Origin of the sequence: Pseudomonas sp. LF-5 (genome assembly GCF_037626295.1) — a bacterium.
Taxonomy (GTDB): Bacteria; Pseudomonadota; Gammaproteobacteria; order Pseudomonadales; family Pseudomonadaceae; genus Aquipseudomonas; species Aquipseudomonas monsensis.
In genome coordinates, this window is record NZ_JARKMT010000010.1 from 166,863 (window position 1) to 191,229 (window position 24,367).

The 24,367-nt window shown below is 60.1% G+C and carries 21 protein-coding genes; 12 read left to right on the top strand and 9 right to left on the bottom strand.

Annotated features, from left to right (window positions below; genetic code table 11):
* Nucleotides 1–150: 150 nt before the first annotated feature.
* From betA to yccS, 7 genes are all read left to right on the top strand, one after another.
* Complete coding sequence (gene betA / locus PseuLF5_RS23340) at nt 151–1,854, top strand: choline dehydrogenase (protein WP_123469437.1); 1,704 nt, start codon at nt 151–153, stop codon at nt 1,852–1,854.
* 282 nt (nt 1,855–2,136) lie between these two features.
* Entirely contained in the window at nt 2,137–3,579 is a 1,443-nt protein-coding gene (locus tag PseuLF5_RS23345) for a TldD/PmbA family protein (protein ID WP_123469439.1), read from the top strand.
* Entirely contained in the window at nt 3,579–4,916 is a 1,338-nt protein-coding gene (locus tag PseuLF5_RS23350) for a TldD/PmbA family protein (protein ID WP_340134821.1), read from the top strand. Before PseuLF5_RS23345 ends, PseuLF5_RS23350 begins: the two co-directional genes overlap by 1 nt.
* Nucleotides 4,917–5,139: 223 nt before the next feature.
* Entirely contained in the window at nt 5,140–6,567 is a 1,428-nt protein-coding gene (mdtD, locus tag PseuLF5_RS23355; RefSeq protein WP_123469443.1) for a multidrug transporter subunit MdtD, read from the top strand.
* 317 nt (nt 6,568–6,884) lie between these two features.
* Nucleotides 6,885–8,222: an ATP-dependent RNA helicase DbpA gene (dbpA, locus tag PseuLF5_RS23360; protein WP_230679399.1), complete on the top strand. Its 1,338-nt coding sequence runs from the start codon at nt 6,885–6,887 to the stop codon at nt 8,220–8,222.
* A gap of 157 nt (nt 8,223–8,379) precedes the next feature.
* Complete coding sequence (locus tag PseuLF5_RS23365) at nt 8,380–9,558, top strand: NAD(P)/FAD-dependent oxidoreductase (RefSeq protein WP_128616481.1); 1,179 nt, start codon at nt 8,380–8,382, stop codon at nt 9,556–9,558.
* A gap of 261 nt (nt 9,559–9,819) precedes the next feature.
* The gene (gene yccS, locus PseuLF5_RS23370; RefSeq protein ID WP_340134822.1) at nt 9,820–12,003 is read left to right on the top strand and encodes a YccS family putative transporter; all 2,184 of its coding nucleotides are present in this window, start codon (nt 9,820–9,822) and stop codon (nt 12,001–12,003) included.
* Nucleotides 12,004–12,145: 142 nt separating this feature from the next.
* On the opposite strand, the gene PseuLF5_RS23375 is transcribed toward yccS, so the two are convergent.
* Nucleotides 12,146–12,883, bottom strand: coding sequence for a substrate-binding periplasmic protein (locus tag PseuLF5_RS23375; protein WP_128616480.1), 738 nt, complete (start codon nt 12,881–12,883; stop codon nt 12,146–12,148).
* 256 nt (nt 12,884–13,139) lie between these two features.
* Between PseuLF5_RS23375 and PseuLF5_RS23380 the strand changes: the two genes are divergently transcribed.
* Nucleotides 13,140–13,592 (top strand): GNAT family N-acetyltransferase, encoded by a 453-nt coding sequence (locus tag PseuLF5_RS23380; protein WP_340134823.1) that lies wholly within the window; start codon nt 13,140–13,142, stop codon nt 13,590–13,592.
* A gap of 186 nt (nt 13,593–13,778) precedes the next feature.
* Here PseuLF5_RS23380 and PseuLF5_RS23385 read toward each other — a convergent pair whose 3' ends face one another.
* The 3 genes from PseuLF5_RS23385 to PseuLF5_RS23395 are packed head-to-tail and all read right to left on the bottom strand — an operon-like array spanning nt 13,779 to nt 16,762.
* Entirely contained in the window at nt 13,779–14,075 is a 297-nt protein-coding gene (locus tag PseuLF5_RS23385) for a winged helix-turn-helix domain-containing protein (protein ID WP_007913779.1), read from the bottom strand.
* A gap of 24 nt (nt 14,076–14,099) precedes the next feature.
* Entirely contained in the window at nt 14,100–14,594 is a 495-nt protein-coding gene (locus PseuLF5_RS23390; protein WP_123469453.1) for a M48 metallopeptidase family protein, read from the bottom strand.
* Between the two features lie 44 nt (nt 14,595–14,638).
* Nucleotides 14,639–16,762 (bottom strand): putative bifunctional diguanylate cyclase/phosphodiesterase, encoded by a 2,124-nt coding sequence (locus PseuLF5_RS23395; RefSeq protein ID WP_123469455.1) that lies wholly within the window; start codon nt 16,760–16,762, stop codon nt 14,639–14,641.
* Between the two features lie 319 nt (nt 16,763–17,081).
* On the opposite strand from PseuLF5_RS23395, the gene PseuLF5_RS23400 reads away from it, so the two are divergent.
* The 4 genes from PseuLF5_RS23400 to PseuLF5_RS23415 all read left to right on the top strand — a co-directional run bounded on the left by PseuLF5_RS23400 (nt 17,082) and on the right by PseuLF5_RS23415 (nt 20,051).
* Nucleotides 17,082–17,750, top strand: a complete 669-nt coding sequence (locus PseuLF5_RS23400; RefSeq protein ID WP_123469457.1) for a polysaccharide lyase family 7 protein — start codon at nt 17,082–17,084, stop codon at nt 17,748–17,750.
* Nucleotides 17,751–18,274: 524 nt separating this feature from the next.
* Entirely contained in the window at nt 18,275–18,637 is a 363-nt protein-coding gene (locus PseuLF5_RS23405; RefSeq protein WP_186748650.1) for a DUF6124 family protein, read from the top strand.
* A gap of 602 nt (nt 18,638–19,239) precedes the next feature.
* Nucleotides 19,240–19,644, top strand: coding sequence for a hypothetical protein (locus PseuLF5_RS28350; RefSeq protein ID WP_445262426.1), 405 nt, complete (start codon nt 19,240–19,242; stop codon nt 19,642–19,644).
* 56 nt (nt 19,645–19,700) lie between these two features.
* Nucleotides 19,701–20,051, top strand: a complete 351-nt coding sequence (locus PseuLF5_RS23415; protein WP_123469461.1) for a hypothetical protein — start codon at nt 19,701–19,703, stop codon at nt 20,049–20,051.
* Between the two features lie 62 nt (nt 20,052–20,113).
* On the opposite strand, the gene fba is transcribed toward PseuLF5_RS23415, so the two are convergent.
* The 5 genes from fba to epd all read right to left on the bottom strand — a co-directional run bounded on the left by fba (nt 20,114) and on the right by epd (nt 24,325).
* Complete coding sequence (gene fba / locus PseuLF5_RS23420; protein WP_007913760.1) at nt 20,114–21,178, bottom strand: class II fructose-bisphosphate aldolase; 1,065 nt, start codon at nt 21,176–21,178, stop codon at nt 20,114–20,116.
* Nucleotides 21,179–21,450: 272 nt separating this feature from the next.
* Complete coding sequence (locus tag PseuLF5_RS23425; protein WP_123469463.1) at nt 21,451–21,783, bottom strand: MliC family protein; 333 nt, start codon at nt 21,781–21,783, stop codon at nt 21,451–21,453.
* Nucleotides 21,784–21,840: 57 nt separating this feature from the next.
* Complete coding sequence (locus tag PseuLF5_RS23430; RefSeq protein WP_025109191.1) at nt 21,841–22,062, bottom strand: hypothetical protein; 222 nt, start codon at nt 22,060–22,062, stop codon at nt 21,841–21,843.
* A 34-nt stretch (nt 22,063–22,096) separates the two neighbouring features.
* Nucleotides 22,097–23,260, bottom strand: a complete 1,164-nt coding sequence (locus PseuLF5_RS23435) for a phosphoglycerate kinase (protein ID WP_123469465.1) — start codon at nt 23,258–23,260, stop codon at nt 22,097–22,099.
* A gap of 12 nt (nt 23,261–23,272) precedes the next feature.
* Nucleotides 23,273–24,325, bottom strand: coding sequence for an erythrose-4-phosphate dehydrogenase (epd, locus tag PseuLF5_RS23440; protein WP_123469467.1), 1,053 nt, complete (start codon nt 24,323–24,325; stop codon nt 23,273–23,275).
* Nucleotides 24,326–24,367: the final 42 nt, after the last annotated feature.

A 24,367-nucleotide genomic window follows, 5' to 3' on the forward strand; every position in this document is an offset into this window, starting at 1 on the left:
GCAAAGCAGCCCCCCTCCAGACACTGCAATTCTCCAGACAGAACCCAGTCGCTGACTCTGCGACTGCTGCGCAGCCGAAAGGGGATAAATCCCCTCGCCACAGGTGCGCGGTCACAGTACACCTGACCAACATCAAAGAGGGTGCATTCAATGTCCCAAGAATTCGACTACATCATCATCGGTGCCGGCTCGGCCGGTAACACCCTGGCGACCCGCCTGACTGAAGACGCTGGCGTCACCGTTCTGCTGCTCGAAGCCGGCGGCCCGGACTATCGTTTCGACTTCCGCACGCAAATGCCGGCTGCCCTGGCGTTTCCGCTGCAGGGTCGTCGCTACAACTGGGCTTACGAAACCGATCCAGAGCCACACATGGACGGTCGCCGGATGGAATGCGGTCGCGGCAAAGGCCTCGGCGGCTCCTCGCTGATCAACGGCATGTGCTACATCCGTGGCAACGCGATGGACTACGACGGCTGGGCGAAACTGCCAGGCCTGGAAGACTGGTCGTACCTCGACTGCCTGCCGTACTTCCGCAAAGCGGAAACCCGCGACATCGGCCCGAACGACTACCACGGTGGCGACGGTCCGGTCAGCGTGACCACGCCGAAGGCCGGCAACAACCCGCTGTTCCACGCCATGGTCGAAGCCGGCGTGCAGGCCGGTTACCCGCGCACCGAAGACTTGAACGGCTACCAGCAGGAAGGCTTCGGCCCGATGGACCGCACCGTGACGCCGAACGGCCGTCGTGCTTCCACCGCCCGTGGCTACCTCGACGTCGCCAAGAAGCGTTCGACCCTGACCATCGTCACCCACGCCCTGACCGACAAGATCCTGTTCGAAGGCAAGCGTGCGGTCGGCGTGCGTTACCTGGTCGGTTCGGCTGAAGAGCGCGTTGAAGTCAAAGCACGCAAGGAAGTCCTGCTGTGCTCCGGCGCCATCGCTTCGCCGCAGATTCTGCAGCGTTCCGGCGTCGGCCCGGCAAAACTGCTGGAAAGCCTCGACATCCCGGTCGTTCATGACCTGCCAGGCGTCGGTGAAAACCTGCAGGATCACCTTGAGCTGTACCTGCAATACGCTTGCACTCAACCGGTTTCGCTGTACCCGTCGCTGCTCTGGTACAACCAGCCGGCCATCGGTGCCGAGTGGCTGTTCAACGGCACCGGCATCGGCGCCAGCAACCAGTTCGAAGCCGGCGGTTTCATCCGTACTCGCGAAGAGTTCGAATGGCCGAACATCCAGTACCACTTCCTGCCGGTGGCGATTAACTACAACGGCAGCAACGGTGTGAAAGAGCACGGTTTCCAGGCTCACATGGGTTCCATGCGTTCGCCGAGCCGTGGTCGCATCCAGGTCAAATCCAAGGATCCGCGCCAGCACCCGAGCATCCTGTTCAACTACATGGCCACCGAGCAGGACTGGCAGGAATTCCGTGACGGCATCCGCCTGACCCGCGAAATCATGCAGCAGCCGGCACTGGACGCCTTCCGTGGTCGCGAAATCAGCCCGGGCATCGACGTGCAAACCGATGAGCAGCTCGACAAGTTCATCCGCGAGCACGCCGAAACCGCGTTCCACCCGTCCTGCTCGTGCAAGATGGGCACCGACGACATGGCCGTCGTGGATGGCGAAGGTCGCGTGCACGGCATGCAGAGCCTGCGTGTGGTCGATGCCTCGATCATGCCGATCATTACCACCGGCAACCTCAACGCGCCGACGATCATGATGGCCGAGAAAATCGCCGACAAGATCCGTGGCCGCAAACCACTGCCGCGCAGCAACGCTGCCTACTACGTGGCGGGCGGTGCGCCGGTGAAGGGCAAGCCGATGCGTGATATCACGCCTGTTGCTCAGTAAGTCGTAATACCGCGTCACGGCTGATCGCTGGCAAGCCAGCTCCCACAGGGTTTTGTGTCGTTCACAGAAATTGTGTTCACCAAAAACCTGTGGGAGCCTGGCTTGCCAGCGATGAGGCCTGGCCATTCAGCACAAATCCCCCCGCTGCACAGTAAATCCCCCTACACCCCCTCTTCACTTGATCCTACCCCCACGCAGGCCTACTCTAGACCTCGCGCAATCGTTTCACCCCTCCCCGCCGAATCGCTGCACCCCGCAACTCCATAACAAGGAGGTTCCCGAATGTTCGATTTCCACCCCCAGCTCAAGCAGCGCTTCGCTGCCTTGCGCACGGGCGCCGAGTTCTTTTCCCTGCGGTATGTACGCGAGTCCGGCCAATACCTGTCGGTGCGCAAGAACGTCGCCGAGCCGCCGAGCCTGAGCCGCGACGAAGGCGCGATGCTCACCGTGCGCGTCAACGGGGTCGAGGCCTATGCCGCCACCAACGACCTGTCGCAGCAAGGCCTGCAAGCCGCCCTTGAACGCGCCGAGCAACAGGCCCGGCGGCTCAAGCCCCACGCCTTGCTCGACCTGCGCGATCAGCCGGTGTCGAGCGACCGCGCCGACTACTTCTCGCCCAATCTCGAACAGCCCTTCCCTTCCCTGAGCGAATGCTTCGAGCTGCTCGGCGCGGAATCCGCCTCGGTGCCCAAGGATGAGCGCCTGGTGAACTGGCAAGTGAGCATCGGCATTACCCATGTCGAGCAGATCTACCTGAGCAGCGCCGGTGCCGAATTGCGCCAGGCCCAGCGCTTCGTCTACCCGAGCCTCGATGTCACTGCCTACGACGGCAACGACAGCCAGACCCGCAGCCTCGGCCGCGAGAACTTCGGCCAGCAGGGTGGCGCCGATGTGATCAGCCGTTGCGGTCTGGTCGGCGCCGGCCCACAAGTGGCGGATCAGGCCCTGCAACTGCTGCTCGCGCCGAACACTCCGCAAGGCCCGCGCGACCTGCTGCTGATGCCGGATCAGATGATGCTGCAGATCCACGAGTCCATCGGTCACCCGCTGGAGCTGGACCGCATCCTCGGTGACGAGCGCAACTACGCCGGCACCAGTTTCGTCAAAACCAGCGACTTCGGCAGCCTGCAATACGGTTCGAAATTACTTAACGTGACCTTCGATCCGGGCATTCCCGAAGAACTCGCCAGCTACGGCCATGACGACGACGGCACGGCGGCAAGCAAACAGTTCCTGATTCGCGATGGTTTGCTGCTGCGTCCTCTGGGCGGTGCACTGTCGCAATTTCGCGCCGGTCTCGACGGCGTCGCCAACAGCCGCGCCTGCGGCTGGAACCGCCCGCCGATCGACCGCATGGCCAACCTCAATATCGAGCCGGGCGATCAGCCACTGAACAAACTGATCGAAGGCATCGAGCACGGCATCCTGATGAGCACCAACCGCTCCTGGTCGATCGACGATGCGCGCAACAAATTCCAGTTCGGCTGCGAGTGGGGTCAGTTGATCGAAAACGGCGAACTCAAAGGCGTGGTGAAAAACCCGAACTACCGGGCGATTTCCGCGCATTTCTGGAAGAGCCTGCGCGCCGTCGGCGATGCCAACACCGTCAAGGTGCTGGGCACACCGAACTGCGGCAAGGGTGAACCGAACCAGGTGATTCGCGTCGGCCACGCTTCGCCGGCCTGCGTATTCAGCAACGTTGATGTGTTTGGGGGAGACGCCTGATGAACATTTCGAAGAGTCAGTCCGACGCCTTCAAGGTCATGGTCAATTGGCTGCGCGACAGCGTGCGCGAGCCGGAACAATTCACCCTCAGCTTCGCCGCCGAGTCCTCGGCATTCGTGCGTTTCAATCACGCCAAGGTGCGTCAGGCCGGGCAAGTGCAGCAGGCCAATATCGTCCTGAAGCTGATCAACGATGGCCGCCACGCCGATCTGCAAATCACCCTGTCCGGCGATCAGGAAGCCGACCTGCAACGCCTCGCCGAGGGCCTGCATCAATTGCGCGAAACGTTGCCGTTGCTGCCGCAGGATCCGTACCTGTTGCTCAACCACAACGGTTGGCAAAGCGAGAACGTGCAGGAACATCCGCTACCGGACACCGAGCAGGTGGTCGAGGAAATCTGCACCGCCGCTGAAGGTCTGGATCTGGTCGGCTTCTACGCCGCCGGTCCCATCAGCCGCGGTTTCGCCAGTTCCTCGGGGGCGTTCGGCTGGCACCAGGCCAACAGTTTCAACTTCGATTTCAGCCTGTTTCACGACAATGGCGAAGCGGTGAAGGCCAGCTACGCCGGGCATGACTGGAGCAGCGAAGGGTTCGCCAGACGCTTCCAGCAGGCCCGCGAGCAACTGGCATTTCTCGGCCGCCCGTTGCGCACGCTGGCGCCGGGGCAGTACCGCGCGTATCTGGCACCGGCGGCGCTGGAAGAAATCATGGGCATGTTGAGCTGGGGCGGTTTCTCGGCGCAGTCGATTGCCAGCAAAAGCAGTCCGCTGCAAAAACTGTATGTCGGCGATCAGACGTTCAGTCCGCTGGTGTCGCTGGACGAGAAAGTCAGCGAATCGTTGAGCCCGGCGTTTTCCGGCGAGGGTTATCCGCGCAGTGATTTGCGGCTGATCGTCGACGGCAAGGCGGGCGATCAGCTGGTCGGCTCGCGCAGTGCGGCGGAATACGGCCTGACCGCCAATGGCGCCAGCGGCGGCGAATCACCGAGTGCGCTGAACATGGCGGCGGGGAACCTGTCGCAGGCAGAGATTCTCAAGCAGTTGGGCACCGGGCTGTACATCAGCAACCTGTGGTACCTGAACTTCTCCGATCAACCAGCGGCGCGCTTGACCGGCATGACCCGGTTTGCCACCTTCTGGGTCGAGAACGGCGAGATCCAGGCGCCGGTCAGCACCATGCGTTTCGACGACAGCGCCTACAGCCTGCTGGGTTCGCAGCTGGAAGCGTTGACCGCCGAGCGTGAGTTGTTGCTGTCGGCGAGTACGTACAGCCAGCGCAATACTTCGTCGGCGTTGCTGCCGGGGGCGCTGGTCAGCCGCCTGACCCTAACCCTGTAAACACGCTATTCCCCAATACACAGGGGCTTGAGTACAAGGCCCTGTGGCGAGGGGATTTATCCCCGTTGGGTCGCGCAGCGGCCCTGAGAAGGTGGGTTGCGATCCACCTGATTCACCGAGGTGGGGGATATAGGGGGCGCTGCGCACCCCAACGGGGATAAATCCCCTCGCCACAGGGTTTCAGTCAGAACAGAAATTTCGGATAACACCAACAAGAGGTTCCATGCCCAACCGCCCGCCTCTCGACGCCATCACCGCACGCTGGTTGCCGTGGGTCGTCGCCATTGCATTCTTCATGCAGTCCCTCGACGGGACCATCCTCAACACCGCCCTGCCGGCCATGGCTCGGGATCTGGCCGAAGACCCCTTGCGCATGCAAGGCGTGATCATCGCCTACATGCTCACCGTGGCCCTGCTGATACCGGCCTCAGGCTGGATCGCCGACCGCTTCGGCACCAAGAAGATCTTCTTCGGCGCGATTCTGCTATTCAGTTTCGGCTCGCTGCTCTGCGCGCTGTCGAGCAGCCTGAGCATGCTGATTGGCGCGCGGGTCATTCAGGGCCTGGGCGGTGCGCTGATGCTGCCGGTCGGACGCCTGGTGGTGCTGCGCGCCTATCCACGCTCGGAACTGGTGCGGATCATGGGCTTCATCACCATTCCCGGCCTGCTCGGCCCGTTGATCGGACCGACCATGGGCGGCTGGATGGTGCAGTACCTGACGTGGCACTGGATCTTCCTGATCAACCTGCCGGTCGGCGTCATCGGTTGTTACGCGGTGTGGAAGTTCATTCCCGACCTGCGCGGCAGCGAGCGCACACGGTTTGATAGTCTCGGTTTCCTGCTGTTCGGCGCGGCGATGATCCTCATCACCATCGCCATGGAAGGCCTTGGCGAATTGCACCTGCCGCACTTGCGGGTGATGCTGCTGCTGTTCGCCGGTCTGGCCTGTCTGGCGGCGTACTGGCTGCGCGCCGGGCACGTGGAAAATCCGCTGTTCGCCCCGTCGCTGTTCAAGACCCGCACCTTTGCCGTCGGCATTCTCGGCAACCTGTTCGCCCGACTGGGCAGCGGTGCCCTGCCGTTTCTGGTGCCGTTGCTGCTGCAAGTGGCGCTGGGTTATTCGCCGTCCCAGGCCGGGATGAGCATGTTGCCGCTGGCCGCGGCGGCGATGTTTGCCAAGTGGATGGCACGCCCGCTGATCGAACGCCTCGGCTACCGCATCGTGCTCACCGGCAACACCCTGGCACTGGGGATCATGCTGGCGAGCATGGGCCTGGTCAGCGAGCAGACGCCGTACTGGCTGCTGCTGTGCCTGCTGGCCGTGCTTGGCGCGATCAACTCGCTGCAATTCACTGCAATGAACACCGTGACCCTGATCGACCTCGACGACGCCAGCGCCAGCAGCGGCAACAGTTTGCTGTCGGTGGTGGCGCAATTGTCGTTGAGTCTGGGGGTGGCGTGCGCCGGTGCGTTGCTCGGTGGCTTTACGGCAGAGATCGGCAACGATGGCGTGGAAACCGTGCTCGGCGCGTTCCAGCTGACCTTCGTCACCGTCGGGATCATGGCGATGCTCGCCGCGACGATTTTCTCGCAACTGTCGAAAGAAGACGGCCGGCGGGCCAAGCGTCCGGAAGAACACATCGAACACTGATGTGTGATGCAGGGCTTTTGTGGCGAGGGGATTTATCCCCGTTGGGTTGCGCAGCAGCCCCAATACCTGCCGCCTCAGTGCTTCAGGCAGATTGAGTTCTGCCTTTTCGGGGGCTGCTGCGCACCCCAGCGGGGATAAATCCCCTCGCCACAAGGAATGCTGTTCGCCACTGGGTTTGATGTGCATTGCACACTGTTCGTCCAGAACTTTCGAAGAAAGTGGCACGGGGCTGCTACACTGCGCGACATTTTGTTTTGCAGGCCAGTCCCGTGACCACCATCGCCACCGCTTTTAATACTCTGCCGCTGTCCGCCGCCATGCTGGCTAACCTCGAATCCCTCGGTTATGCCCAGATGACGCCGATCCAGGCGCAGAGCTTGCCGGTGATCCTCAAGGGGATGGACCTGATCGCCCAGGCCAAGACCGGCAGCGGCAAGACCGCCGCGTTCGGCATTGGCCTGCTCAACCCGATCAACCCGCGTTACTTCGGTTGCCAGGCACTGGTGATCTGCCCGACCCGTGAGCTGGCCGACCAGGTCGCCAAGGAAGTCCGACGTCTGGCCCGCGCCGAAGACAACATCAAGGTCCTGACCCTGTGCGGCGGCGTGTCGTTCGGCCCGCAGATCGCTTCGCTGGAGCACGGCGCGCACATCATCGTCGGCACCCCGGGGCGTATCCAGCAACACCTGCGCAAGGGTTCGCTGGTGCTCGACGGCCTGAACACGCTGATCCTCGACGAAGCCGACCGCATGCTCGACATGGGTTTCTACGACGCCATCGAAGACATCATCGAACAGACCCCGTCGCGCCGGCAGACCCTGCTGTTCTCCGCCACGTACCCGGTGGGCATCAAGCAACTGGCGTCGAAATTCATGCGTGATCCGCAAACGGTGAAAGCCGAAGCGTTCCACGACGACACGCAGATCGAACAGCGCTTCTACGAGATTTCTCCGGAAGAACGCATGAGCGCGGTGACCAAAGTCCTGCACCACTTCCGCCCAGCCTCCTGCGTGGCGTTCTGCTTTACCAAGCAGCAGGTGCAGGAAACCGTCGATCACCTGACCGCCAAAGGCATTTCTGCCGTCGGCCTGCATGGCGACCTGGAACAGCGTGACCGCGATCAGGTGCTGGCGATGTTCGCCAACCGCAGCACCTCGGTTCTGGTCGCCACCGACGTCGCCGCCCGTGGCCTGGACATCGACGCGCTGGACATGGTGATCAACGTCGAGCTGGCCCGCGACTCGGAAATCCATATTCACCGCGTTGGCCGTACCGGTCGCGCTGGCGAGAAAGGCATCGCGGTCAGCCTCGTTGCACCGTCCGAAGCCCATCGCGCGCAAGCTATCGAACAGCTGCAGAAAGCCCCGCTGAACTGGGATCAGGTGGACAACCTCAAGTCCCAGGGCGGCGCGCCATTGCAGCCACCGATGAGCACCCTGTGCATCGCCGGCGGCCGTAAAGACAAAGTGCGTCCGGGCGACATCCTCGGCGCGCTGACCGGCGACGCCGGCATCCCGGGCGCCCAGGTCGGCAAGATCGCGATCTTCGACTTCCAGTCGTATGTGGCGGTTGAGCGCACCGTGGTCATGCAGGCGCTGCAGCGTTTGAACAACGGCAAGATCAAGGGCCGTTCGCTGCGCGTGCGTGTTTTGTAAACGATCTTCCATCCGAGGAAGGTCCCTGTGGGAGCGGGCTTGCCCGCGATGACGGACTGACAGACAACATCCATGTTGAATGTGCAGGCCTCATCGCGGGCAAGCCCGCTCCCACATGGGCCGCCGGTGATTTTGAAATTTGTGTGAGGACACCGTTTTGCGCTCTACCGAAGTCGTGATCATTGGCGCTGGCGCCGCAGGGTTGATGTGTGCACTGACCGCCGCCGGGCGTGGGCGTGAAGTGTTGCTGCTCGATCATGCGAACAAGGCCGGCAAGAAAATCCTGATGTCCGGCGGTGGCCGCTGCAATTTCACCAACATGTACACCGAACCGGGCAATTTCCTCTCGCACAACCCGCATTTCTGCAAATCCGCACTGGCGCGTTACACCCAGTGGGATTTCATCGGCATGGTCGGCAAGCACGGTGTGCCGTACCACGAGAAAAAACTCGGCCAGCTGTTCTGCGATAACAAATCCAGCGACATCCTCGGCATGCTGCTCGACGAGTGCGATCAGGTCGGCGTCGAGCTGCACCTGGACACCTCGATCCAGACCATCGAGAAGGTCGAAAACGGTTACCTGCTCGACACCACCCTCGGCCAGTTGCAGTGCCAGTCGCTGGTGATCGCCACCGGCGGACTGTCGATCCCGACACTGGGCGCCACCGGTTTCGGGTATCAGGTGGCCAAACAGTTCGGCCATGAACTGCTGCCGACCCGTGCCGGGCTGGTGCCGTTCACCATCACCGATCAGCTCAAGGAACTGTGCACCGAGCTGTCCGGCACATCGGTGGATTGCCTGGTCAGCTGCAACGACCAGAGCTTTCGCGAGAACATCCTGTTCACCCACCGTGGCCTCAGCGGCCCGGCGATTCTGCAAATCTCGTCGTTCTGGGAGCCGGGTGACACCGTGGAGATCAATCTGCTGCCGGACCACGACACGGCCGCGTGGCTGCAACAGCAAGTGGCCGAACGCCCGAACAGCGAACTGAAAACCCTGCTCGGCGAGATCTTCACCAAGAAGATGGCCAACCTGCTGGCGGACAACTGGTTCGTCTCCAAACCGATGAAACAGTACACCCACGCCGAACTGGCGCAGATCGCCGACAAGCTGGGCAGCTGGAAAGTCGTGCCGGCCGGCACCGAAGGCTATCGCACGGCCGAGGTCACGCTGGGCGGCGTCGACACCCGCGAAGTGTCGTCCAAGACCATGGAATCACTGAAAAGCCCTGGCCTGTATTTCATCGGCGAAGTGCTCGACGTCACCGGCCACCTGGGCGGCTTCAACTTCCAGTGGGCCTGGGCCTCGGGTTACGCGGCCGCGCAGTACGCCTGATCCCATTCTCAAATTTGAAACGCAATCCCTGTGGGAGCTGGCTTGCCAGCGATGAGGCCGGCAGATCCAACACAAGTGTTGAATGTTCGACCGCTATCGCTGGCAAGCCAGCTCCCACAGGGTTGTATGCCAGCCATGAATTTGAGTTCGTCATAAAAGCAGTAAGGAACACTTTTTGCTGTCAGATGTGCTCGGCGCCATTGCGTCGGCGTCATTACTGGCTCAATTTAGCGGCATCGCCTCGGAAGGCCTTCGCACTTCATGTCCTCGACCTCGTTTCGTCAGTCTTTGCGGCGCCTGTGGGCGCTGGATAAATTCAGCTACAGCGTGCGGGTGTTCATCGCCCTGACCGGCAGCATGGCGCTGTGTTGGTATCAGGATGAAATGGGCCTGCTGATCCCGTTGTTCCTGGGGATCATCGCCAGCGCCCTGGCCGAGACCGACGACAGTTGGCAGGGCCGCCTCAACGCCCTGGCGGTGACGCTGGTGTGTTTCAGCATCGCCGCGCTGTCGGTGGAATTGCTCTTCCCCTACCCCGTCGTATTTGCCATCGCCCTGGCCTTGGCCAGCTTCGGCATGACCATGCTCGGCGCCCTCGGCGAGCGCTATGGCGCGATTGCTTCGGCGACGTTGATTCTGTCCGTATACACGATGATCGGCGTCGATCAGCGCGGCGGCGCAGTCACCGATTTCTGGCACGAACCGATGCTGCTGGTGGCCGGTGCCGCGTGGTACGGCTTGCTCTCGGTACTGTGGCAGGCGATGTTTTCCAACCAGCCGGTGCAGCAGAGTCTGGCGCGGCTGTTCCGCGAACTGGGCTTTTACCTGAAGCTGAAATCATCGCTGTTCGAGCCAATCCGGCAGATGGACGTCGAAGCCCGGCGCCTGGAACTGGCACAGCAAAACGGTCGCGTCGTGGCAGCACTGAACAGCGCCAAGGAAATCATCCTGCACCGGGTCGGCAACGGTCGTCCGGGTTCGAAAGTCAGCCGCTACCTCAAGCTGTACTTCCTCGCCCAGGACATCCACGAACGCGCCAGTTCTTCGCACTATCCGTACAACGCGCTGGCCGAAGCGTTCTTCCACAGCGACGTGCTGTTCCGCTGCCAGCGCCTGCTGCGCCAGCAGGGCAAAGCCTGCCGGGCCCTGGCCGAGTCGATCCAGATGCGCCAGCCGTTCATCTACGATGCCAGCTTCGCCGAAGCCCTCAGCGACCTCGACGCCTCCCTTGAACACCTGCGTATCCAGAGCAACCCGGCGTGGCGCGGCCTGCTGCGTTCGCTGCGCGCACTGGCGGCCAACCTCGGCACCCTCGACCGCTTGCTCAGCGATGCGAGCAACCCGGATGCCCTGGCCGATGCGACCGACAGCAGCCTGCTCGACCGCTCGCCACGCAACCTCAAGGACGTGTGGGTGCGCCTGCGCACGCAACTGACGCCGACCTCTTTGCTGTTCCGCCACGCCCTGCGCCTGCCACTGGCGTTGAGTATCGGCTACGGCATGGTGCACCTGATTCACCCGTCGCAAGGCTACTGGATCATCCTCACCACGCTGTTCGTCTGCCAGCCAAACTACGGCGCGACGCGACGCAAACTCGGGCAGCGGATTCTCGGCACCGCCATCGGCCTGACCGTGGCGTGGGCACTGTTCGATCTGTTCCCCAGCCCGCTGGTGCAGTCGTGCTTCGCGATTGCCGCCGGGGTGGTGTTCTTTATCAACCGCACCACCCGCTACACCCTGGCGACCGCCGCAATCACCATCATGGTGCTGTTCTGCTTCAACCAGGTTGGCGACGGCTACGGGCTGTTCCTGCCGAGGCTGTTCGATACCTTGCTCGGCAGCCTGATCGCCGGCCTGACGGTGTTCCTGTTCCTCCCGGACTGGCAGGGTCGACGCCTGAACAAGGTGCTGGCCAACACCCTGACCTGCAACAGCATCTATCTGCGCCAGATCATGCAGCAATACGCCGCCGGCAAAAGCGACGACCTCGCCTATCGCCTGGCCCGACGCAACGCGCACAACGCCGACGCGGCACTGTCGACCACGCTGGCAAACATGCTGATGGAGCCGGGGCATTTCCGTAAGGAAGCAGACGTTGGCTTCCGTTTTCTGGTGCTGTCGCACACCTTGCTCAGTTATTTGTCAGGGCTGGGTGCGCATCGCGAGACTCAGCTACCGGCGGAAGTGCGTGAACACCTGATCGACGGCGCCGGGGTGAAGCTGGCCGCCAGCATTGATGAAATCGCCCAGGGATTGGCGAACAAGCAACCAGTGGCGATTCAAAGCGATGAAGAAGAAGCGCTGGCCAATGAGCTGGAGCAGATGCCGGACGAGATTGATGAAGGACAGCGACTGGTGCAGACGCAACTGGCGCTGATCTGCCGGCAGCTGGGGCCGTTACGGACGTTGGCGGCGCACCTGATCAAGGACACCAGCGAGGTTTGAGGTGGCCGGGCGGGCCCTTTCGCGAGCAAGCTCGCTCCCACAAGGTTAATTGGTGAACCACCGTTTTGTGGTCAACCTTAACCACTGTGGGAGCGAGCTTGCTCGCGAAGGCGTCAGCACAGGCACCACGATTCCTGGATTCTCACATCCCATGCTGACGCAGCAACTTGTCATAACTGCCATCCGCCTTCATCGCCGCAATCGCCTTATCAAACCCGGCCACAATCTGCTCATGCTGCGGATTCTTCAGGCTCACCAGAATATGCAGGCTGTTCTCGCTCAACGGCTTGGGCAGAAACTCCAAGGCGTTGCGCACTTTCGGTGATTCGCGGGCCAGGTAATAGCGCGCGACGTACTCGTCTTCCAGCGTCAGTTTGACCCGATCCGCCGCGAGCATGCGCACGGCCATGGCGAAGTTATGCACAGGGACTTTCTGCAGCGCCGTATCGGCGTCGAACGGCGCCGAATAGGCGTAACCACGCACCACCGCAATCGGATACGTGTGCAGTTGCTGCAGATTGTTGTAGTCGAGCGGCGTGTCTTTGCGTTTGAGAAAGCGGATACGGTTGAGCAGATACTCACCGGAGAACTGGCCGAGTTTGGTGCGCTCGTCGTTGTACCAGGCGTTGACCAGCACGTCGTAACGCCCTTCGCCCACGCCCAGCAATGCCCGCGCCCACGGCACTTGTTCATAGTCGCTGGCATAACCGGCCCGGGCCAGCGCGGTGCTGACAATGTCGGTGGCCAGACCGCCGTTGACCAGCGTGTCATCCGTAAAGGGTGGCCAGATATCAAACACCAGCCGCAGCTTTTCCGCTGCAGCGCTCTGGCCCAGCAAGAGCAATCCGACCAGAGCAACGGCTCGATGCAGTCGCGGCATGCTTGAAAATCCTTAGCGGGCGGGCTGCCCGACGTGTTTTTCAGTCAAAACCCCAAGGCCCCGTACCGGCGAAACCCAGGCCCTAACATTAGCTCATTGAAGCCAGTGCACAGCGCTCACCAGCAGATTACACAAAGAAGACAAGGCTGCGAGAAAGGAATGATGGCATTTTGACCTTTGTCACAGACTCTTACGCCATACAGACATCTTTGGCGCGTGCGCTTAGTATCGGGCGACACGTTCAAGGAATCGGCAAATGACTATCGAGTGGATCTGCAAACATCACAGCGACCTGGGTAAAGAGCAGCTGTACGCGCTTCTGAAATTGCGCTCGGAAGTGTTCGTGGTCGAACAGAAATGTGCGTATCCGGATCTCGATGGTCAGGATCTGGAGGGCGACACCTACCATTTGATGGGTTGGGACAATGATCAGTTGATGGCGTACCTGCGCCTGCTGGACCCGGAATCCCAGGGCGGTGACGTGGTGATCGGCCGCGTGGTCACGGCGCCGCAGGGGCGCGGCAAAGGGCTCGGCCACGAAATGATGGAACAGGCGCTGAAACAGGCCGAGAAGCATTGGCCACAGGTGCCGATCTACCTGTCGGCACAGGCACATTTGCAGGGGTATTACGGCAAGTACGGCTTTGTGGTGGCGGGTGAGGAGTATCTGGAGGATGACATTCCGCATATCGGGATGCGTCGTTCCTGAACAACCCTCACCCTAGCCCTCTCCCTCCGGGAGAGGGGATTGACCTTATTGTCTTGCGTCAGACATCGACCTGAAAACCGCGTCGATTATGGATTCACAGCGACAATTTCAGGTCGGTGTACCTCTCCAATATCCCCCATTCGGTCCCCTCTCCCTCCGGGAGAGGGCTAGGGTGAGGGGCTTTTTTCAGGGATACTCCAGAACAGCCTTGATCTGCCGCAAATTACGCTCGATCCACCCGCGATCAATCGCCCCCCACTCACGAATCCGATAGCGCCCGGCGTGATTTCGCGCGCCCTCCTCCTGCTCGAATTCACAGACGATATCCAGATCCGCCAGCGCGGCAATCGTGTCCTGCGCCGTGCGCCGGGGCATGCCAGTCACTTCGGTCAGTGTCGGCACACTCGGCGCCAGACCGCTGTCGATCAGGTACGCCACGTACAAGCGGCGGTAGAAACTGCTTTTGGTCTTGCTGACGTCCATCCACACCTTCCTGGTTGCGTACTGTTAAGCCTGCATATCCCGCCACGTCAGATACACCCGCAGATCGAACTCGACCTGGTGATACCCCGGCAGCATGTGCTCGCACAATTTATAGAACGCCTTGTTGTGATCCGATTCCTTGAAGTGCGCCAGTTCGTGCACCACGATCATTTTCAGGAAGTCCGGCGCGGCGTCCTTGAACAGCGAGGCGATACGGATCTCTTTCTTCGCCTTGAGCTTGCCGCCCTGCACCCGCGACACCGTGGTGTGCAGGCCGAGGGCGCGGTGAGTCAGGTCGAGGCGGTTATCGAACAGCACCTTGTCGATAGCGGGCGCGTTGCGCAGGTATTCCTGCTTCAGGTCCAGCGCGTAGCTGTACAACGCTTTGTCGCTCTGCACATCGTGGCGCCCCGGATAGCGTTGGCTCAGATAATCGCCCAGACGCCCTTCGGCAATCAGTTGGCGCACCTGGTCCTGCAATGGCGCGGGATAGGCCTGGAGGTACTTCAACACAGTCATGACGGGCGACACGGTTCGCAAAAAGGTGCGCCAGTGTAGCGAATTCAACCGGGCAGCGCGCTCCAGTCGAAGGGCTCGGCGAAACTGGCGGCGTCTTCGGCGATCAATGGCCGTGCCACAAGAAAACCCTGCACGTATTCGCAGCCATGAGCTTGCAGCCATTGGTACTGCTCAATGGTTTCGACCCCCTCGGCGATCACCAGCAAACCGTATTGTTTGCACAGATTGATCACCGTACTGACCAGCGACGCATCGCGCTGGGAGTCCGGCAAGCGCGCAATCAGATGGCGGTCGAGCTTGAGCGTATCCAGTTCCAGATCACGCAGATGCGCCAGCGAACAGGGTCCGGAGCCGAAGTCATCGAGTGCCACACGCACCCCGAGATTACGCAGCAGGCGCAGTTGCTTGCGGGTTTCATCGGGGTTTTGCATCAAGGCTTCTTCGGTCACCTCGACCTCCAGCTGCCGCGGCTGCAAGGCATGTCGCTCCATGACCTGACGCAACTCGGTGACCAGATTCGGCAGGCTGAACTGGGTATTGCTCAAACTCACCCCCAGGACCAGATCTTCGGCGAACAGGGTTTCCCAGGCTTTGCGCTGGCCGGCGCCACGATGGTAAATCCAGCTGCCGAGGCGGCTGATCAGCCGCGCCTCCTCCAGCAACGGCAGGAACAGGCCCGGTGGCACATCGCCGACGCTCGGGTGCTGCCAGCGCAATAGCGCCTCGAAGCCACGAATCTGCCCGGTGTCGATCGCCACTTGCGGCTGATAGACCAGATTGAAGTCGCGGTTCTCGATGGCGCTGCGCACGCTTTCTTCGAGCATCAGTCGTGAGCGGGCCCGCCCGTTCATTTCGTGATCGTAAAAACGATATTGCTGACGTCCGGCGCGCTTGGCTTCGTACATGGCTATGTCGGAGGCACGCAGCAAGCCATCCAGATTCGATCCGCAATCGGGATAAGTGGCGATGCCGATACTGGCGCCGAGGGCGATATCCAGCCCTTCGATTTGCTGACAGATCGACACACGCTCGATGAGTTTCTCGGCAATCTTCGCCGCCTGCTCGGGAAACTCCAGATCCAGCAGCGCCGTGAACTCATCGCCGCCCATGCGCGCAAGAATATCGAACGGGCGCAAACACGCCTTCAATTGCTCGGACACCCAGCGCAGTACGCGGTCACCGGCATCATGCCCGAGCGAGTCATTGACGCGTTTGAAACCGTCGAGGTCCAGGTACAGCAACACCCAACTGCTGTCATTGCGTTCGCCACGCAACAACAGGTTTTCCACCGTCTGATAAAAGCCGCGACGATTGAGCAACCCGGTCAATGGATCGGTGACGGCCTGAAATTCCAGCTGCTGATGCAGGTGACGCACCACCGACATATCCAGCACCGTGACCACCATCGCCTGCTGTTCGGCGGGTAACGGCGCACAGGACAGCGCCACCGGCACCTGCTGGCCCGGAGCAGTACGCAGCAAAGCGTCATGCAGGCGCAGGGTTTCGCCGCGTTTGTAGCTGCCCTTGAATTCAGAATCGGCCCACAACGGAATGTGCGGTTTCTGCAGGTAATCGAGAAATTCCTTACCCTCCAGCTCCTTCACCGGCGCATTGAGCAACCGTGAAATCGCCGGGTTGGCGAAGCGGATCAAGCCATCCTCGCCGAGCACCAGAATGCCTTCGGCCGCGTTGTCCAGCACCGACGCATTGAAGGCCCGGGCCACTTCCAGATCATGGGATAAACGCTGCAAGGCCCGGCGATTGCGCTGGTGTTCCAGCAACGCCTGCACTTTCGGCTTGAGGATCTGCGGGTCGAAGGGTTTGAACAGGTAATCCACCGCACCACTGGCATAGCCCTTGATCACGGCGTCCTGGGATTGTTCATTGGCGGTCAGGAAAATAATCGGCGTGAGGCGCGTGCGCTGGCTGCCACGCATCAACCGCGCCACTTCAAAGCCGTCCATGCCCGGCATCTGCACGTCCAGCAGCACCAGATCGACATCGTGAGTGAGCAACAGATTGAGCGCTTCGAAACCGGAGGCTGCGGTGATGACGTGCCAATCCTGACGTTGCAGCAACGCGCGCATGCTGATCAGGTTTTCAGGGTAATCATCAACGATCAAAAGGACAGAGCTGCCTTCACCTGGCGGGGGTTGCGCGCATTCCATGCTGCTTCTCTTGTCGGGACTTCAGGGCGATTCCGGTAAAACCGTACACACATCGAGCCTTCACTCTAGTCGTGGATCCGAAAAAGCAGAAGCTGTCATCAAGCCATCATTTAACCAAAGCGTGAGTTTGCCGACTAACGGTCACCGCTGAAGCCCCCGGAAACCGGCAGAGATGGCATTTCGACAGGATGTTGACGTCAATCATCCGCCAAGCGGGCATTAACAAAAAATCTCTCTACGCTTATAAAGGCCGCCCCAAAAGGCGCGAGCTAGAGCTTCTGGCACCCGCGTACAGGATGAACCGAGTGGAAGAACCGACATGATCGATCTCGCAACCTGGAACCTCAGCGTTCCCGTTGGCAGCCCGCCATACACCGTCGAAACCTCCAAACTGGTGAACGGCTTCAAAGATCAATACTTCCATTCCGACACCGGCACCTTGTTTTTCTGGTCACCGGTCACCGGGTCAAAAACCGAAAACGCCATCTACCCGCGCACCGAACTGCGCGAAACCTTCAGCAACGGCACCTTGCGCAACTGGTACTACCCCGACGCCGACAACCTGCTGCGCGCCACCCTCGCGGTGAACAAGGTCCCCAGTTCCGGCAAGATCGTCATTGGCCAGATCCACGCCTACGAAAGCCAGAAGCCGATGGTCAAACTCGAATACCAGTACAAGACCAAAACCGCGACCGGCAACCTGGTGATCAAGGTGCGCATGCACCCCGATGACGACGAAAGCCGCGTTATCACCCTGGCCACCGGGATCAAACTGAACAACGAATTCAACTACCTCATCCACTTGAGCCCCGGCGGCGCACTGGGTGTGAGTGCGGCGGGTTACCAGTGGGATTCACAAATCAGCGCCACGTGGCGCAACAAGCCGCTGTACTTCAAGGCCGGCGTGTATGTGCAGGACAACACGGGCTACACCAGCGAAGGTGGCCAGGTGACCTTCAGCAAACTGGATATCGACCACGACAAATAACAGCATGACTAGCACTGCCCCCCCGATGCTCGGGGTCTGGTAAAAAACCTGTGGCGAGGGGATTTATCCCCGTTGGGTCGCGCAGCGGCCCCCGCTCTGCACTGAAAGCTGGGGCCTGCTGCGCAGTCCATCGGGGATAAATCCCCTCGCCACAAGGCCCACGCCTGCGCCACTTAAACACCTTTGTTTAAAGACTCCTGCGGTTACTTCCGGATGCCTACAACAGCTTGCGTCGATGCCTACGGGTACGCCAGAATCCGCCGGCTTGTGCGCCTGGCGGGCCGTCGGTAACTTGATTCGCGTCACTGATTTCCAGTGATCGGGTTTAGTAGCCCGAGGTTTCAAGCGTTGTGCACAAGCATCTGTCAGTCAGGGATTTCGATTCCTGCGCTCGATGGCAGCTGTGCGCAGGGCACCTCCGGGTGCGCCGGCTTGCTCGAAACCCCGGTCTACTAACCTGCGTACAGTTGCCTCCACTTTGATTAGTAGCCAGAGCGGGAGCACTCCAATCAGGTTTCGAGCAAATGACTAAATCAACGCCTCACCCGCCGGTCACCGACCCGGCCTCCCCTTACGAATCCCTCGACTCAAAAAAACTCAGCGACGCCGCCGAACGCGCCCTTGACCATTACCTCAACCCCGCCGCCCTCATCATGGCGAGCACGCATAAACCCGACCCCATGTACCTCGCCAACCCGAAGTACAACACCGAATCCCTGCTGGCCAACGCCAGCGAAACCCTGGGCTCCGCCAGCGAAATGCTCAACAACTTCGCCGCAACGCTCGATACCTCGCACCGCAAGACTGCACTGGGCATTGCACAAGTAGTCATGCTGGGGGAACTGGCGGTGAATCAGGCACTCGATCATGTGGAGTTGGAGCACTAGCCCTCCACGAAGAAACCCGCCACAAGGCGGGTTTCTTCAGGGAAAATCCAACAAAAAAGTGGGACGCCCATAAGCGCTGTTTAATTTACTCAATAAGACTGTCTGCCGAGGCGCTCCAACCTCCACTACACCCATAAGTGCAACTATTTCCAGGTGCATGGTGCCATTTGTTGAATTGCCTATCCAACACTGGCGCTGTCATTGGGACTTTTCCCATATTTGGATTCTGATTAGGTGCGTATTGTTCACCCTGCGCGTTCTGCAGGAACCCATCTTGCGGATCAAACACATACTTTTCCATCTCGAAACCCTCTCGTGAATGAGTTCATATAATCACGTAGCTTTTCAGCATTGACCACTATCAGAAATAACAGGTGTAACAAATCAAATACGAATAACCCGCCTCAGCCTTAGTACATATTAAAAAACTTAAATTTTCGCTCATGAGTCAGTCCTCCATTACCAAGTTGAACCCAAGCCTGTGCGCAAAAAATAAAAACGACCACTGTCAAACCTGACAGGTATCAATATCGAATTCGAATTAGCCACCGCACGATCCGGCCTATGGAATATAGAGTTCAACTTCCGCGTTTGGACCGCTGATGAAAGGCTTGGCAGTCCGCGTGACGCGTTATCGCAATAAGCGCGAAGGACGCTCGGGCATCCTGTGGGAAAGCCGCACGCCACCTTCCGAATTACAGTTGATAAGAGGGACGCCTCAACGCGGGCATTTGACGGGCAGTTCGCGTTTCACAGAAGACATTGAGAACATCGCGGGATTCGGATTTCTCAGCACTCTAGAAGGCGACCTGCGAAATAGCGCGCACGCTTACGCAAAATCGAAGATGACAATAATAAATCTGTGCCTTTTTTGGCCCACACCTTATACCGACTTTATTAATCCCCCGATCAAAGCATTGCGAATTGATATAAGAAACTGTCACTTCTATCAGGTTACAAAAAAATGCCATCAACTTAACCTGATCAACGTGATACGAAAAAAATGAACTTCGGACTGACGTGTAGCCCGAGCCTTAAATATCGCGAACGAATGGTGAACATAATGCCTACTTACCAAGGTACAGTCTCTGATACAGGCGAAAGCAATTGCGCCACGCTTACATTTGACGAACCAAGCCAACAAAATGGACAGTTAAATAACGGCAAAATGCAATATTACGGGCTTAACTTTACCGTCACTGGAAGCTATACCGCGAAGAACTCAAGGTCCTTTAATCTTCAAGCCAAAGCAAAGGCCTCAGATGGAGATGAATATGGACATGGCGACAGCTCACTCACCATCAGCTTGAAATCGGCCGACGCCAACGACAATAAGTTGAGCGGTACTGTCAAGGTTGTATCAGGCGGGCCGAATGTGGGTAAAACCTACAATATGAACTTCACAAAAGGGTAACAACAGCGCACAAAAAACCCGCCTCACGGCGGGTTTTTTATAACACAGGAGAAACCAAAGGCTTAGTTAACCTTGGCGTTCAACTCACCCTTCAGATAACGCTGGTACATCGCTTCCAGCGAGATCGGTTTGATCTTCGAAGCATTACCGGCAGTGCCGAACGCTTCATAACGAGCGATACACACGTCACGCATTGCGGTCACGGTGGCGCCGAAGAACTTACGTGGGTCGAATTCGCTCGGGTTGGTGGCCATCAGGCGACGCATCGCACCGGTGGACGCCAGACGCAGGTCGGTGTCGATGTTGACCTTGCGCACGCCGTACTTGATGCCTTCGACGATTTCTTCAACCGGTACGCCGTAGGTTTCTTTGATGTCGCCGCCGTACTGGTTGATGATCGCCAGCCACTCTTGTGGCACGGACGAGGAACCGTGCATCACCAGGTGGGTATTCGGGATGCGCTTGTGGATTTCCTTGATACGGTCGATCGCCAGCACGTCGCCGGTAGGTGGCTTGGTGAACTTGTAGGCGCCGTGGCTGGTGCCGATGGCGATTGCCAGGGCATCGACCTGAGTGCGTTTTACGAAATCAGCGGCTTCTTCCGGATCGGTCAGCATTTGGCTGTGATCCAGAACACCTTCGGCGCCGATGCCGTCTTCTTCACCGGCCATGCCGGTTTCCAGCGAACCCAGGCAGCCCAGCTCGCCTTCTACCGAAACGCCGCAGGCGTGAGCCATGGCCACGGTTTGTTGGGTAACGCGGACGTTGTAGTCGTAGTCGGTCGGGGTCTTGCCGTCTTCGCCCAGCGAGCCGTCCATCATCACCGAGCTGAAGCCCAGCTGGATCGAGCGCTGGCAGACGTCAGGGCTGGTCCCGTGGTCCTGGTGCATGCACACCGGGATATGCGGGAATTCTTCGATCGCGGCCAGGATCAGGTGACGCAGGAACGGTGCACCAGCGTATTTGCGGGCGCCGGCCGAAGCCTGGACGATCACCGGGGAGTCAGTCTTGTCAGCGGCTTCCATGATGGCGCGCATCTGCTCAAGGTTGTTGACGTTGAAGGCTGGAACGCCGTAGCCGAACTCGGCTGCGTGGTCCAACATCTGGCGCATGCTGATAAGTGCCATTGTGTGTCTCTCTCCCGGTTGAGGGTCGTTAATCGTGCCAGCCTGCCGGAGCGGCGGCGGCTATTCAAGTGATTGCAGATCGGGGGTCGAGGCCCGGTCTGGTGATTCGGTGTTACCTAAGTCTTCTGAACGACACAGAACACCTGTGGGAGCGAGCTTGCTCGCGAATGCGGCTTGGCATTCAACATTGATGCAAGCTGATCCACCGCTTTCGCGAGCAAGCTCGCTCCCACAGTTGGATCGGTTTCCACATTGGATCTGTGGTGTGTCAATTACTGCGCCTTGCAGCCGCGGCCGATCAGGTCATTGGTGGCGACCCAGTACACCAGGCCTTCGTCACCCTTGAGGTGAAACGCCAGCATGCCGTCGCTGTACAGCGTACCCGAGGCGCCCGGCTCTTCTTTCAGGCGATAGACCTGATCACCGCCGCCGAGTCGAACGTCGACTTCCTTCTGGCCGGCATCGGCGTAGCGCCACAGCACTTTGGCCTGGCTGTCGCAGGTCCAGGTGGTCCAGTTATCCGCCGGGGCGGAGGGCTGGAACAGGTTCATCTGCGCGCAACCGCCCAACAATGCCAACGCCGCAATGGCGATCAAGCCTTTCATCCGTGTTCCTCGACTGAAGGCGCACGCCGCCAGCCCTGAGTTATAGAGTCAGACCGGTCAAGGACAACCATGTTCCTTGGCCGGGGTTTGCGTCTCGTATTTGTCCAGACCGTCCGGCCCCGAGCGCTTGTTCAGCACCGGGTTGGTTTCGGCCTGCCAGTCGGCCTGATAGCAGCCTTTCTGCGCCGCACCCGGCGCAGGCGTCGCCTCGGCCTTCGGGTTACTCCCGCAGGCCGCCAGCGTACCGGTCAGCAACAACAGCGCTAACGACTTGACCATGAAAACACTCCTTTGCCTGGCCAAACGGGCGGCCTCAGGCCTTGGCCCGGCTTTCCAGGACTTCAACGGCCGGCAGCACCTTGCCTTCGACGAATTCGAGGAACGCGCCCCCCCCGGTGGAAATGTAGGAGATTTGCTCAGCCACGCCATATTTATCAATCGCCGCCAGAGTGTCGCCACCGCCCGCGATGGAGAATGCCGAGCTTTCAGCGATGGCCTGGGCCAGCACTTTGGTGCCGTTGCCGAACTGGTCGAATTCGAACACGCCGACCGGGCCGTTCCACAGGATGGTTTTCGACGACTTCAGCAGTTCGGCGAAGTTGGCCGCGGTTTGCGGGCCGATGTCCAGAATCATGTCGTCAGCCGCGACATCAGCGATCAGCTTCACGGTCGCTTCGGCGCTTTCCGCGAATTCTTTGGCGACGACTACGTCAACCGGCAGTGGCACGCTGACCTTGGCAGCGATGGCGCGCGCGGTGTCGAGCAGATCCGGTTCGTACAGCGACTTGCCGACCGGGTGACCGGCCGCTGCGAGGAAAGTGTTGGCGATGCCGCCGCCAACGATCAGTTGATCGCAGATCTGGCTCAGGCTGTTGAGTACGTCGAGTTTGGTCGAGACCTTGGAGCCGGCAACGATGGCCGCCATCGGCTTGGCCGGTGCGCCCAGCGCCTTGCCCAGTGCGTCCAGTTCAGCGGCCAGCAGCGGGCCGGCAGCGGCAACCTTGGCGAACTTGGCCACGCCGTGGGTCGAACCTTCGGCGCGGTGTGCGGTGCCGAAGGCATCCATCACGAACACGTCGCACAGGGCGGCGTATTGCTGGGCCAGGTCGTCGGCGTTCTTTTTCTCGCCCTTGTTGAAGCGCACGTTTTCGAACAGCACGATGTCGCCGGCCTTGACGTCAACGCCGCCCAGATAATCGGCCACCAGCGGCACTTCACGGCCCAAGGCCTTGCTCAGGTAGTCAGCGACTGGCTTGAGGCTGTTCTCGGCGGAGAACTCGCCTTCGGTCGGACGGCCCAGGTGCGAGCAGACCATCACGGCCGCACCTTTTTCCAGGGCCAGCTTGATGGTCGGCAGCGAAGCCAGGATACGCGCATCGCTGGTGACAACACCGTCCTTGACTGGGACGTTGAGGTCTTCGCGGATCAATACGCGCTTACCTTGCAGATCGAGGTCGGACATCTTCAACACGGTCATGGGTCGCACTTCCTACGGTTTTTTTGAAGTTGCTGTTTGCAGATAGTGTTCTGCAACGTCCAGCATTCGGTTGGCAAACCCCCACTCGTTGTCGAACCAGGCCAGGATGTTCACCAGCCTGGGGCCGGAAACACGGGTCTGACTGGCATCGACGATGGCCGAATGTGGGTCATGATTAAAATCACAGCTTGCGTGGGGAAGCTCGGTGTAAGCCAGCAGACCTTTGAGCGGGCCGCTGGAGGCGGCTTCGCGCAGGATCCGGTTGACCTCATTGGCATCGGTCGCCGTGGCGGTCTGCATCGTGATGTCGAGGCAGGACACGTTGACCGTCGGCACGCGTACGGCTTTGGCCTGAATTCGCCCGGCAAGTTCCGGCAGCAGGCGCTCGATACCACGCGCCAGACCGGTGGACACCGGAATCACCGACTGGAACGCCGAACGGGTGCGGCGCAGGTCTTCGTGGTGATAGGCGTCGATCACTGGTTGATCGTTCATCGCCGAGTGAATCGTGGTGATCGACACGTAATCGAGGCCGATCGCCTTGTCCAGCAAGCGCAACAGCGGCACGCCGCAGTTGGTGGTGCAGGAGGCGTTGGACACCAGCAGTTCGTCGCCGGTCAGGCAGTCCTGATTGACGCCGTAGACGATGGTGGCGTCGACATCCGCCTCGCTGGCCATCGGCTGCGAGAACAATACCCGTGGCGCACCGGCGTCGAGGAACCGCTGGCCGTCTTCACGGGTGTGGTAAGCGCCGGAGCATTCGAGCACCAGATCGACGCCCAGCGACGCCCAATCAATGCCTTCGGGGGTGGCACTGCGCAGAACCTTCACGCAGTCGCCATTAATATGCAGACAGTCGCCATCTACTCGCACTTCGCCGGGAAAGCGGCCGTGCGTGGAGTCGAAGCGTGTCAGGTATTCGATGCTGGCCATGTCCGCCAGATCGTTGATTGCGACAATTTCAAACCCGGCTTTTTCGCCTCGCTCAAACAACGCACGCAAGACGCAACGACCAATCCGGCCGTAGCCGTTGAGTGCAACTTTGTAGGGACGCGGTTGAGGCATGGGGTTCTCGATAGTACGCGGGCAGACACAATGCTTAGTTGC